Origin of the sequence: Streptomyces sp. NPDC001796 (assembly GCF_042892355.1) — a bacterium.
GTDB lineage: Bacteria > Actinomycetota > Actinomycetes > Streptomycetales > Streptomycetaceae > Streptomyces.
The window spans coordinates 117,650-129,633 of the sequence record NZ_JBIAUC010000004.1 but is presented as its reverse complement, the minus strand read 5'-3'; the positions used below and the strand labels follow the sequence as shown (position 1 = coordinate 129,633).

General features: G+C 66.5%; 12 protein-coding genes and 1 pseudogene. 10 read left to right on the top strand and 3 right to left on the bottom strand.

The window, feature by feature from the left end; translation table 11 throughout:
* From ACFYZE_RS10190 to ACFYZE_RS10170, 5 genes are all read left to right on the top strand, one after another.
* The gene (locus tag ACFYZE_RS10190; protein WP_388990779.1) at positions 1–969 is read left to right on the top strand and encodes a hypothetical protein; all 969 of its coding nucleotides are present in this window, start codon (positions 1–3) and stop codon (positions 967–969) included.
* Positions 948–2,678 (top strand): S1 RNA-binding domain-containing protein, encoded by a 1,731-nt coding sequence (locus ACFYZE_RS10185; RefSeq protein WP_388990777.1) that lies wholly within the window; start codon positions 948–950, stop codon positions 2,676–2,678. Before ACFYZE_RS10190 ends, ACFYZE_RS10185 begins: the two co-directional genes overlap by 22 nt.
* A gap of 331 nt (positions 2,679–3,009) precedes the next feature.
* Positions 3,010–3,186, top strand: coding sequence for a hypothetical protein (locus ACFYZE_RS10180; RefSeq protein WP_388990775.1), 177 nt, complete (start codon positions 3,010–3,012; stop codon positions 3,184–3,186).
* Positions 3,187–3,190: 4 nt separating this feature from the next.
* On the top strand, positions 3,191–3,520 hold the full coding sequence (locus ACFYZE_RS10175) for a hypothetical protein (RefSeq protein ID WP_388990773.1): 330 nt from the start codon (positions 3,191–3,193) through the stop codon (positions 3,518–3,520).
* The gene (locus ACFYZE_RS10170) at positions 3,489–4,496 is read left to right on the top strand and encodes a YrhB domain-containing protein (protein ID WP_388990772.1); all 1,008 of its coding nucleotides are present in this window, start codon (positions 3,489–3,491) and stop codon (positions 4,494–4,496) included. The genes ACFYZE_RS10175 and ACFYZE_RS10170 overlap by 32 nt, the downstream gene beginning before the upstream one ends.
* A 12-nt stretch (positions 4,497–4,508) precedes the next feature.
* On the opposite strand, the gene ACFYZE_RS10165 is transcribed toward ACFYZE_RS10170, so the two are convergent.
* The 3 genes from ACFYZE_RS10165 to ACFYZE_RS10155 all read right to left on the bottom strand — a co-directional run bounded on the left by ACFYZE_RS10165 (position 4,509) and on the right by ACFYZE_RS10155 (position 7,473).
* A complete protein-coding gene (locus tag ACFYZE_RS10165; protein ID WP_388990771.1) occupies positions 4,509–4,658 on the bottom strand; it encodes a hypothetical protein in 150 nt (49 codons plus the stop codon).
* A gap of 986 nt (positions 4,659–5,644) precedes the next feature.
* Positions 5,645–5,800: a hypothetical protein gene (locus ACFYZE_RS10160; RefSeq protein WP_388990770.1), complete on the bottom strand. Its 156-nt coding sequence runs from the start codon at positions 5,798–5,800 to the stop codon at positions 5,645–5,647.
* Between the two features lie 179 nt (positions 5,801–5,979).
* Entirely contained in the window at positions 5,980–7,473 is a 1,494-nt protein-coding gene (locus ACFYZE_RS10155) for a DUF4041 domain-containing protein (RefSeq protein ID WP_388990768.1), read from the bottom strand.
* A gap of 527 nt (positions 7,474–8,000) precedes the next feature.
* Between ACFYZE_RS10155 and ACFYZE_RS10150 the strand changes: the two genes are divergently transcribed.
* From ACFYZE_RS10150 to ACFYZE_RS10130, 5 genes and pseudogenes are all read left to right on the top strand, one after another.
* Positions 8,001–8,234 (top strand): hypothetical protein, encoded by a 234-nt coding sequence (locus tag ACFYZE_RS10150; protein WP_388990766.1) that lies wholly within the window; start codon positions 8,001–8,003, stop codon positions 8,232–8,234.
* A gap of 44 nt (positions 8,235–8,278) precedes the next feature.
* Positions 8,279–8,503 carry a hypothetical protein gene (locus tag ACFYZE_RS10145; protein WP_388990765.1) on the top strand — a complete coding sequence of 75 codons (225 nt, stop codon included), beginning with the start codon at positions 8,279–8,281 and terminating at the stop codon, positions 8,501–8,503.
* A 90-nt stretch (positions 8,504–8,593) separates the two neighbouring features.
* A pseudogene (locus tag ACFYZE_RS10140) lies at positions 8,594–9,721 on the top strand (tyrosine-type recombinase/integrase); the annotation flags it as partial.
* A gap of 1,405 nt (positions 9,722–11,126) precedes the next feature.
* Positions 11,127–11,420: a hypothetical protein gene (locus ACFYZE_RS10135; protein ID WP_388990763.1), complete on the top strand. Its 294-nt coding sequence runs from the start codon at positions 11,127–11,129 to the stop codon at positions 11,418–11,420.
* Positions 11,420–11,932, top strand: a complete 513-nt coding sequence (locus tag ACFYZE_RS10130) for a hypothetical protein (protein ID WP_388990761.1) — start codon at positions 11,420–11,422, stop codon at positions 11,930–11,932. Before ACFYZE_RS10135 ends, ACFYZE_RS10130 begins: the two co-directional genes overlap by 1 nt.
* The last annotated feature ends 52 nt before the right edge of the window (positions 11,933–11,984 follow it).

Here is an 11,984-nt window from a genome sequence, read left to right as displayed (position 1 = left end):
TTGTTCGAGCTCGCCGACGCGCTCAAGATCGTGGCGATGCGCAGCCACTTCGACGATCTCGATCTCGCCCTCCGATACGTCGGCTGCGTTCGCTCGACGGAACCGTCGGAGGTGGTCCCGCCGGCCGACATCCCGCCGGTCGGCGCCGACGAGCTCGATTACCCCGAGTTCGAGGACAGCGTGCCGCGCTCAGCCGCAGCGGATGGCTGGGCCCAGCTCAGCGAGGCCGAGTTGGAGGAAGTGGCACGAGAGGCGAAAGCCGGCGAGGACGGCGGGCGCCGGCGGCAACGGCACCGGTCAGGCCCGAACGACACCAAAGCGTATGTGATCCCACTGGTCCTCGAACCCACCGAGGAACAGGAGCAGCCGGCGCCCGCATACACCTCGGTCGCGCCACCCAGGCCGGCAAGCCGCAGTCGGTCCACCGCGGCGCGCTCGGCGATCAACCCGAGGACCGGCAAGGCCACCATGCACGCTCTGCTGAAGCGGTCCGCCGAGAGCGCAGAGATCGACGTCGACGCCGTCGTCCAGCGGCTGGCGCTGGCGCTGCCCGTCAACGTCGCCCCACGGGTGAAACGTAATCTGACAGTGCCGCCGATGCACCTGCTCTACGACACAAGCCTGCTGATCGGCCCGTACGCCGACGACGTGCGGCACCTGGTGGGGCTCGCGCGTTCGCTCTTCGACGCCGACTACCTGGAAGTCCGTGCCTACCGCAACACCATCCGCGGCGGTTGCGGCAGTGGCCCTGTCTGGACTTGGGGCCCGTTCCGCTTTCCTCGGGTGCCGGCGACGGTGGTCTTCATCACCGGGAGCTTCGGCGGCGATCTCACCGCCCGAGTGCGTGAGTTACAGGAGATCGTGAGTGAACTGGAACGTAAGGGGCACCACGCCTGCGTCCTGTGGCTGGGTGAGCCGCCAAGGCCTGCTGAAGGAACGTTGCGATCATGGCGAATGATCCGCACCTGAACTATCTGTCGTCAGCGCTGCGCGACTGGCTGGCCCAACCGCTGGCGGACGAGACCGACCCGGACGTCCTGGTGCTGGCAGGCATGCTGTGCACCCCACCGATCATTCCGTACCGGTTGTTGCGGCGCATGCGCCGCAGCGTGCTGCCCAGGCCGGGCACGCTCGGCATCGAGGGTGTGCTGTGCTCGGCGTGGTTCGTGGAAAGCCTCGCGACGGACGGCTTCGTGTTCGCTCCGGACTTCGTGTACGGACTGCGTACTCGGCTGCGCGCCGGCTTGGTCGGCCGGGACCTCGGGGCCGACCGAGAGGGGTTGCGCCGGCTCATTGATGAGGAGACGGCTGAGCTGTCGCCGCTGCTTCGGCTCGAGGAGCGGCTGTGCTGGGCCTACGGCACCGTTGCCGATTTCAGCCCGACGGTCGACAAGATCTTCACGGACGTCGTGTGCACGATCGTCCAGGAGAACCGGCCGCAGGCCCTGATCTGGGCAGCGGGCGCGTTCGCCCGCCTGCCGCGTGAAGTGATCGTGGGTTCCGGGGCATGGGTGCTTGCGCACTTGTGCGGCGTCGCCGGCCTGCCCCGTCCGACTGTCGACTGGCCGGAGGACGGTGTCGACGAGGGACTGCTGCGCATGGCGCTCCCGCTGTTGCCGGACGCCCTGCTCGGACTGCACCGCGACGGGGAGACCCTGGAGATCGGGACGATAACCCGCCGGCGGCGAACCGCGATCGCCGTGCCCGCCGTGTCCCCCAAACTGCTCACCGTCGAGCCGGAAGGGCGTGACGCGCAGGTCGTCGACCTGTCGACCGGACCGGTTCGGCTCGAAGTCGGCCGGTCGGCCGTGAGCATCCAGGACATGCGTGGGCGTACGTACCGCTTGGCCGCTTTCACCGGGGCCGTGCCTCCGGAGGAGTCGGTCATGGACGAGGCCCTCGCCGAACTGGATCGACGATGGCGGGAGCGGGCGGAGATGGAGGCCACAGTCACCCGGTCGACCGGCACCGGGAGTGGCCTCATCGTTTCGTTCACTGATTTCCCGGGATGCACAGGATTTCTGCCGGCCAGTAGGGCCGACGTCACGCCGTTCACCCACCGACGGCTGGAAAAGCTGGTCGGCTCCACCATCCGCGTGCGAGTCATCAACTTGGACAGGTCACTACAACGAGTTGTAGTCGAACGGGTCCGGATGCGATGGTCCACCGGGAACCTGGCAGTCGGTGATGAGTTCGAGGGCCCGGTCGTATCCAAGGTGAATTTCGGCATATTCGTCTCGTTCTCGGCCGCCGCCGGCTTTGCGGACGACTTCAAGCTGCACGGTCTCGTGCACAGGACCGAGTTGAGCTGGACGCAGACATACGACAACGCCGCCACATACCCTGTTGAAATCGGCGACATGGTTCGCGTCCGCGTCATCGAAATCGACGCGGACAGGGAGCGCGTCATACTGTCCATCAAACAAACGCAGGCGGATCCTTGGACAAGGGCGTCTCAGCTGTATCGTGTCGGTGATCAGATCACGGCCAGAATAACGAAAGCCGTGCCTTTCGGCTGGTTTCTTGAGATGGTCAAGGGTTTTGACGCGCTCCTGCACATTTCCGAGGCTCCCGAAGGCAGCACCTTCGATGCGGGCACCCAGCTCACGGTCTGGGTGATAAACGTCGACCATGAGCAGCACCGCATGTCACTCACATTGCGGCGCCCACCGTGGTGAGTTGGCGCTCGAACGTGTAGGTCAGCGCAAGCTGCCGCACACCGTACACCGCACCCCACGTATGTCAACTCCCAAGCAATTTTTCTGGACGGGCAGACGGGGATGCTCGGCAATCTTGAGAAGAACGTCGCCGAAGTTCGTTATCTGCTCTACAAGTAAGTAATTTCCTTGAAGCGTTGAGTCCTGTGGAAAGAGCGAGCGGATCCTGACAATGACGAGAGACGAAGCCGTCGAGGCGGCACGTGTTCACCTGCGGGGCATTTACTGAGACGGTCCGCCGACCATCGTGATGCAGCCGGAACTCTCCGTTGAGCACGAGGCGGCGTGGGCCGTGCGTTTCGACAGTCAGGAGCACATAGACACCGGTGACATCACCCAGGCGCCGATGGTGCGGGTTGTCCCCGTCTTCAAGGACGGGGCGTTTGTGGGATTCCCTCCCTCCGCCTACACCACCGAGCAGTTGAAGACATGGCTCGCCACGGGGCAGCGGCCCAGGAAGCCGTTCTGAGCCCATGAGTGATCCGGCATCGCAGGCCGAGGACTGGTTGCGGCAGACCTACCGAGGCATGGTGGAACTGTCCGGCTCCGGCCCGGTCGTTGAACGGCCCCAGGCATGGGTCTTCGGTTGCCGCGCGCGGCCGGTGCCCGGCTACCCGACGACCTCCATGTTGACCTCGCTGCTCGCGGTTCCCAAGAGCGGCAGCAATCCGTTCCACCCTGCCACCGACGATCCCTGGGCGGATCTGGAGGCCTTCGACCGTACTCCTGGGCCGCGCGACCCCGCAGCGCAGGCGCTGCGCACCAACGCACGTGGCTGTCTGCTGGCCGCAGACGCGCCTTGAACGGCGGCAGAGCCACGCCGTTGTGTGGCGGCCCTTCCATGAGGCACCGGGCTGGTGGGACCGTATGATCCACTGGCACTTCCCCGCGGCCGAGGTGTCGGCCTGTGCGGGCTGGGAAGAGGTGATCGCCGCGGTGCAGGAGCCGGGTCCGGGCACCCGCGGCGTGGTCTGGATCCGCCGTGAGGCCTACGGTGCAGAGGCGACAGGACACCTGGTCTACGCACACAACAACGGTGGCCAGGTGGTGCTTCTCGATCCCCAGGCGGGTCGGCTGGCGCGTCTTGAGCCCACTGGGATCCGTCGGCTGACCCTGGCCCGCTTCGCGGGTGGCGGCGGCAATGAAACCGGGCCCGGGGCACCTGCCTGGCGTCGTCAGGCCCCTGACCTTGCGTCGGCGATCAGGAAGGCGGAGGAATGGCTTCTGGGCACATACAGAGGTGAGGTCGCCCTGGTCGATTCCTCGCCCGCCGACGAACTCGCGCGCGGTTGGCTGTTCGCCTGCAACACCAAGGCGTTCCTCGCCGGCGGACGCCCAGCTGACGCCATGCTGGACGCCGCCCTGGTCGTGCCCAAGGACGAGGCCGAGCCGTTCGGGCTGCCCAACTCCGATCCATGGGGCTGGCTCGCGCGTTGGGACGGCGGTACGGAGCCGGGCGCCGAGGGCCTCGATCTGCCGCCGAAGCCGGGGCCGGCGAGGTGGATGCCACAGACGATGGGCCGACTGGGGACCGTGGTGTCCGTCACGGACCACACGGAATGGGCAACCATCTTGGCCGAACTCGCCACCTCTTCCGAGGGAGCTCGCGCGGTGGTCTGGATCCGTCGCGAGGACCGCCGTGGCCGCGAATCCGTCGGCTTGCTCGTCGTCGCTGCCCACACTCCCAAGGGCCTCGTGCTGATCGACGCCGCGCGTGACGCCCCTGCTGCACCGGACGACACGGGGGTGCGCTCGCTCCACGTCCTCCGCTACGGCTGAGGGCCGGTGGCGTCAGAGCGCCTGGAGCCCACGGTCGAACTCCGAGTCGGCGAACTCGCGGGCGGCTTGAGCGTCGCCGGTCTGAGGAGCCCGGAGGTGGCTGCAGGCGCTGATGGCCGTATCCGGAGCCGTCGTGGCAAGCGGCGTAACGGTGTCGGGCATGACGGCTCCTAACGTACGGGCCGCCCCGCTGATCGTGGCGGCCTCGGAAGCGATCTTCCAGCCGTTGTCGTAGCGCCGCTCGTACTCACGAACAAAGCCACAGGGCTTTCTCCCACGTACCAGATTGTCGCGACGGAGCCGTGGGTGTCCGCCGTGGGCGCCCGCCGGGCGGCAGGCCCCGCCGGAGTGGTGAGGGTGACACTGGGCCTCTGCGCGGTGTGTCGCAGGTGAGCCGGCGCCGGATCAGTACGCTCCCTCGGGTCCTGGACCTCTGCCAAGCGGGCTCCGCTCCCATTCGGTAGGAGCGCGGATCAGATCTAGGGCAAACCGCTGCGGCGCCTACGCAAGGCGCGGCTTGACGGTCCGGTATGAGTGTCTCGTCGTGGACGGCTGCGAAGGGCAGGAGCTGGGCCGCCGACAGGCGGCCGTTGTCCTGGCAGTCCTGCAATGTCTCGTTGAACAGCAAGAGCAGCATCAGAGAGCCGACCAGGATTCGCCGCACCAGCCCGTCGTAGCAGGCCTGTTCCGATGTATTGGGTGCCCGAGTGGGCTCACACCCGCGCAAACTCCACGACCGGTGCGGCGAGCGTCGTCTGGGGTGGATGACCTGCAGGTTTGGGCCAACGATGGCCAGAAGGCGACCGCCAAGGAAGCGTCGCCACATATGCGGCAAAGGCCCGCCTCCCGGCGAGGGAAGCGGGCCGGGCACCTTGACCTGCAAAAATGTTGGTTACGTCGGTCCCCCCGGCGGGGGACTCGGGACATGGGCGCAGGGAAAATCGCCGGTCGGAGGCGGCCAGCTCGTGATTCAGTCCGTTGTCCGGCTGAACCGGTAGCGCCGTGGGCCGGCCGTAAGGGCTGGGGCGGAGGCGATCTGAGCTCGCGCGTTGGTTGGTGGCCATGCACTCGGCGACGACATCGACGATGGCCTGACCGACTGGCCGTGTCGCAGGTGTGGAGCTGAGGGTTCCGGTGTGCGGTCGGGCTCAGATGATCTCGCTAACGGCGTCGTAGATCTCGTCCACACGCTCGGGTTGGAGTTCAGGGCGCGCGTAGTTCGCGGCACGGATCGACTGGAGGAAGTCCACAGGGAGGGCGACGTGGTAAGTGTGGAGGTAGAAGCGGAGGTCTCCACGCCACACCCACTCGCCATCTGCCGGCGACCGACGTGCGGGGCCTTCTGCTGTACTCGATGTGTTTCGTCTGTTGGTCTGCCGCTCGGCCGGGAGCGGCAGACCAGCGCTGTAGCCCGGACGAGCGGCAGTCCGACCAGTGGGCCGCAGAGGATGTGGCGCGATCCCTATCGCTGGATCGGATGTGATCAACTCGTCTGGCTGGCCCGCCACTCCAAGGCGTGAGGCTCTTCCGTGAACTCGACAAGGTGCTGGCCGGCGTACCGCTGGAGCGCATCGCGCACCTCCGCCGGGGTGACGCGGAAGAACTCCTTTCGGGCGTTGACGCGGTTGACTCGATGGTTCGCGAACTCCTGATGCAGTTGGGATTCCAGGCCAACTGCGTCCTTGCTGAAGATCAGTGCGTGGACATCGAACCGGAACGGCACTGATGCGCCGCTCAGCTCGTAGACGCGCTCCAGTGGTTCCAGGCGTCGCGTCATCCCGATCTTGACCATCCGCTCCCCGAAAGCGCCGATGTTCGAGATCACGTATACGTACCCAGCGCGGACATTGGCGGCACGCGCCTCGACGGAACTGAGGGACTCTTCGATCTCTGCCAGCTTGGCTTCCATCTCCGCTACCGCGTCGGTGTCCCCACGCTCCCGGAGCCGCTCCAAAGCGGCCTGGTAGTGGCTCAGCTCCTTCTGCAACTTCTCCCGCTCGCGCTCCAACTCCCGTTGGGCAGCCGCCTCTTCCTTCTCGCGTGCTCGGATCTCCCGCTGAGCTTCCTTCTCCTCCTCTTTCTTCTGAAGGTAGTCGGCAGTCAGTTGCAGCTCGCGCACGCGGGCGTCGTGGTAGGCGTCCGAGATACGGATGTTCATGGTGGCCCCGAGCTTGGCGATGGTCTCCCGGCTCTTGTAGAGGCGGTCAATCAGGGAGTTCAGACGGTGGGGGCGCATGGAGCGCACCGCGTAATCCGCCTCGGCGTTGTAGGCCCTGAGCATGAGCTTCGAGAAGTCCCGTACCATCTTGCGCCCGGCGCTGGCAGACCCGTTGACCGTCCAGTCCTGAGCTGCGAGTACCGCCTGGTCGGTTCGCGCAAGCTTCTTGATATCGGCCTGCAGTGACTCCAATCGAGTGCGGTAGGCAATGGCATCCTGCAGCAGATGCCGGTAGGCGTAGATTCCGACCTGCTGAAGCATTGCCGTTTCGTCGGTGGCCACGACCTGAGCCTGGAGTTCGGCAAGTCGGTTACCGGCCTGATAGGTCTCCTGCCGAACCCTCTCCGCCTCTCTCCGGGCAAGCTCGGCGTCCTTGGAAGCCTTCTTCGCTTCCTCTTTCTGCTTCTTCACCTCTTCGCGCGCGTTTTGGCGGATCTGCTCTGCGTCGGCTTCCGCAGCTTCGCGCAAGGCAGCGGCTTCCTCGCGCGCCAGACGCAGCGCTTCGAGGACCTGCACGGCATCCATGCCCTGCGTGCGCGCTATCCAAGCTCGCAGCTGTTCGATCTCTTGGGTCTCGTCGCGCCGACGTCTGCCGAACAGGCCACCACGGCGAGCAGACGCAATGGGCGCCTGTGGGAGTGCGGCGGGCTCCGCTCCAACGACCAGGTCGGCGTATGTCGGGCCGGGCCGCGCGGTCAGCGCGCCGTGGACGTCCGCAGCTTGGCCAGCCAGTGCCGTGACGTCAGTGCTGACGCCCACAGCACTCACGCTATTCGTGGTGTCGGGCACCCACAGCTGCCAACCTGGCGGCGGCGGTGGCCACGACGGGTCCGGGTGCCATCCCGGGGGCGGCATCCATTCCGGAGGCGGTGCCGGCCAACCTGGCGGCGGATTGAACCGATACAGCATGCACGCCCCCCAACCCGGCCTGTCCCCACAGGCCGACACATCGGGTCCACAGCTCGTGCGGCCTCGAGCGCGGACAGTTAGTAGACGGAGCGTACTACTTGCCCAGGCCAACGACCCCGAGCGATGGGCCGCCCAGGATCCTGCGGGGGTACTGCATGCTCGACCCCACACCGCTCTGCGTGCCCTATGAGGAAAGTGGACTCCGAGGGGTGGCTGACTGCGGTCATTCTCGGCTTCTGCGCGGGTTGGGCAGGAGGCGTGCCGCTCAAGGTGCCTCCAGGTCTGTCCGCCAGTGTGATCCGGTGACCCGACAGCCAGGCCCTCGTACATGGCGCCAATGGTGGCCTGGGAAATCGAACACATGATTGAATCTAGCCATGCGATCGTTTCCCGCCGATCTCGCCCGGATGCAGCAGGAGTGGAGCGTCACCTACCGGCAGCTCGCCGAGCGGCCCGGCCGTACCGAGCTGCGTCGGCGCCTGTACCGGCTGTCGGCTCAGATGTTCTTCCATCCCTACTGGCAGCAACGGCGCCCAAGCCCCACCGCGTGGCAGGACCTGCGTGACCTGGGGCGGTCAAGCCGGGACCTGAGTGAGCGGCGTCAGCAATGACGCGCTGGAATGCGGGGCCGCATGTCCCTGATGATCCTGCAGACATGTCCGGTCCGATTCGCGTGATCGTGCATCCGCCGTCGCCCACAGGTGGCCGGCGCGTGCGCGTGGATGGCGAGATCCTCGGGCTGGCTCACAACGTGGCCGACGTCGCCGAGTTCCTCCGCCGCGCCGGGCTGGAGATCGACCCGGCAGAGGTGGCCGGGGCGCCGTGGGTCGACTGGCGCGGAGTGGGGCCTGGGTGCTGGGGGCCGGAGACGAGCAGTTGATCGCCCCGCGGCTTCCGCTATTGGCCCGGCCGCCTCACGTGATCAGTAGCGGAAGCGAGCCGTAGCGCCGTCGACGTGAAGGAGGAAGTTCTGAAGTACCTGGCCATGAAGTGGCCGCACGCGGCGCCGAACACGCGCAACGGGATCAATGAGGCCCTGACTGCCGTGACGATGGCCCTTCTGGACGATCGTCCGGGGTAGCCGTCCGAGGAACTGATCAGGAAGGCACTCCGCAACTGGGCCTTCGTCCTTCCCGGTCAGGACGAGCGTGAATTGCCGACCGAGATCGCGAACACCTTGCATGGGCTGGCCAAGGCGTCGCGCCCGCTCTCGGACCTCGGTGACGCCGCGATCGGCAGGGCCGTCCTGGACTCGCTCAAGCTGAAGCTCGACGGGACGGCGGCGGCCGCGGAGACTGTCAGGCGGAAGCGTCGGACACTGGTCAACGCGCTGCACTACGCGGTGGACCTCGGAGAGTTTAAAGAGAACCCGATCACGGCCATCCGATGGAAGAAGCCGAAGGTTGCCGGGGAGGTCGATCTCCGGGTGGTCGCCAATCCCGAGCAGGCTCGTTCCCTGTTGACTGCGGTCTCGTACGTCGGTGGGTACAGCCGGGCGCGTGGCCGCCGACTGGTTGGCTTGTTCGCCTGCATGTACTACGGCGCCCTGCGTCCCGCCGAGGCCGTGGGCCTCACCAGTGCCGATCTGAAGCTGCCCGGGGTTGGCTGGGGGACGGCACTGCTGAACCGGACACGTACCAGTGTCGGCAAGCAGTGGACCGACTCCGGCGAGACCCACGACGACCGAGGCCTCAAGAACAGGCCGGCCGAAGAGGTCCGGCTCGTACCGATCCCGCCCCAGCTCGTTGCCATCCTTCGGCAGCACCTCGAGACGTTCGGCACTGCCGAGGATGGACGATTGTTCACCAACGAGCGCGGGGGAGTGGTCGGCTCGTCCACCTACTACCGCGTCTGGCAGGAGGCTCGTGCGCTGGCGCTCCCGCCGGCCGCGGTCGCCTCGCCGCTCGCCGCCCGGCCGTACGATCTCCGGCACTCGGCGCTATCGACCTGGCTTAACCCCGGAGTGGACCCGACTGAGGTCGCCGAACGCGCTGGCAACAGCGTTGAGGTCCTGTTGAGCCGCTACGCCAAGTGCATCGACGGTCGGCAGGAGATCGCAAACCGCAAGATCGAGGAATTGTTGCGCGAGTACGAGTGAGCGCATGTGGTGTCAGCCTTAGGCCCCCGGACCTATCTGGGGGCCTTAGGCCATTGCTGCAGCTGACCAGGGGAAACACCCGGAGATCCGGCCTGGTCCTCCACGCTCCACTCGGTGGGCACTGCTCGGCCGTGCTGATACTGCGCTCGGACGAGCCGGATGCCGCAGTCGAAGGTGATCGCAGGAAGTTCCGTCTGGAATTTACCGAAAAGCTATTGACTCATGACATTCAGTGCGCATCATGGTGAGTAGGCCATAACACCGAAAGAGTTGCAAAGTCGATCAGGACGTCTAGTCGGCGTAGTGACTTGGACAGGATGTGGTTGAGGCCCCCGGCAAGCCGGCGCGATACCGAGGCGACAGTGACGACTGAAGCTTCAGGACACGTGCAGTACTACCGGGGACTGTTTTTTGCCCTCAGAGCCTTCGCACGGCTGGGTGCCGGTGCGGAGGTTCTGGCATGCCCACTCTCAGCGGAACCGAAGAGCAGCAGGCGTAGTCCGTTCCTGCAGGCCAGACCTACGCATTGAGTATGTCGGCGCTCGTCGTGGAGGTCCTGGCCGGGACTACCCGGCACGCGGTCGCGACGTTGACGCGGCGGTGTTGCCCGGGGCTCAGATGCGGCTCTGACGGGGCCGGCCTGTTCGGCTTTGTGCGTGAGTTGGGGGAGTGTCCAGGGGCGGGGTGAAGTCTTCGTCTGGGACCACGAGACCGATAGCCGGTTCATGGTCGTCGGCGGGCTGCACCGGTACCTGGAGCGGGCTCTGCAAGAGAGTTGGGGGACTGGTACCCAAGGCGTCAGGCCTCTGGTTCCGCCAGGGCCTTGGCGTTTTGCTAGAGCTGACCTGGGCAGACGCCCCAAGATCCTGTCCACGAATAGTCCACAGACCCCGTCCTTCCTGCGTGGTCGTGCAGCGGTTGTACCGTCTCGGGCAGCGCTCGCTTGGCACCCCGTCCGGCGTGCCAAGCCACGTTCCGACGGCCGCTCCGCATTGCAGGAAACGGTCACCGAGGTTCTCGCGGAGGTGGAGCCTGGGATGCCTGCGGTGCCAGGCATCAGACCGTCGTGGGCCGTCACTTCGGCCGCTCATGTCCCGTGTGATCCGCAGGCGCTTCGGGCTCTTGCGAGCCGGGGTCGGCAGCGCCGGCCCCGCGAGACCGCCAGTCGTCGCTTGCCCGACCGCCTACCGGTTCGACCGGACGACGAGTTGGACTGAGTACCGCGAACCGGTGTCCGGCTGTCGAGGTGATGCCGGAGGCCGTGCGATAGCGTTCCCCGATCCTGAGCCGGGTGGTCATCACAAGATGATCGCTTCGGTCCTTGCTGCCTTTAAGGGGGTAGTCCATGACGTCATTGCAGAAAGGTCGCGGTTCCACCGGCGGTGATGGCCGACGGAAGTGCGTCTTGAAGTGGGTGAGTCGGTGCCTGCTGGCGCTTGTGCCGCTGGGCAGTGTCGGTCTGCTGTGTCCGGTGCCGTCGGCTGTTGTCGCCGCGCGGCGGCGGAGGCGGGCGGACTGGGTCGCCTTCGCCGGCTTCATGGTCCTGTGGTTGCTGTGGATAGCGGACCTGGCCGAGTCGCCGGACGGCGGGACGGGTTTGGCGTTCGCGGGAAGTTTCGTGCTGTTGGTGGTGAGCACGGTGGGTGCGGCACTGCACTCTCTGCTCGCCTGGTCGGACCGGCCGCAAGGGGAGTTGTGATGCTGGAGATGCGGGGTCGTGCCCGGTGGATCACTGGTTCGGCGGCTGTCCTGGTTGTTGCCTCTGTCGCTGTGGCGTTCTGGCTCGAGGGAGGAGGTTCGGACGCGCCGCAGGTGAGGGCGCGCCAGTACACCTCGTCGGAGGCGTGCCTGTTGACGGACGATCGAGGGATCGCCGGGAGGCAGGCGGCGTTGGTGTGGGCGGGCATGGAGGATGCTTCGCTGGCCACGCACGGGAAGGTGTCGTACCTCCAGGTGGCCGGCCCGGCGACGGTGCCGAACGCGATCCCGTATGCCAACTCCCTTCTACAGCGGCACTGCGACATGGTGCTTGGGGTCGGGACCGCGCAGGCCGGGGCCGTCGCACAGGTGGCGCAGAAGGCATCGAGGGCGCGGTTCGTCGTGGTGGGCAGCGGCGGTGGGCCTGCGCGGCGGAATGTGACAGCGGTGAGCCTGTCCGCTGACACCCGCAAGGAAGTCGCACACGTGGTGGAAGCTGCACTGCGTCGGTAGCCGAGGGAAATCACCCCACAGCCCGTCAAATCCCATGAGTGGAGGGATCCTT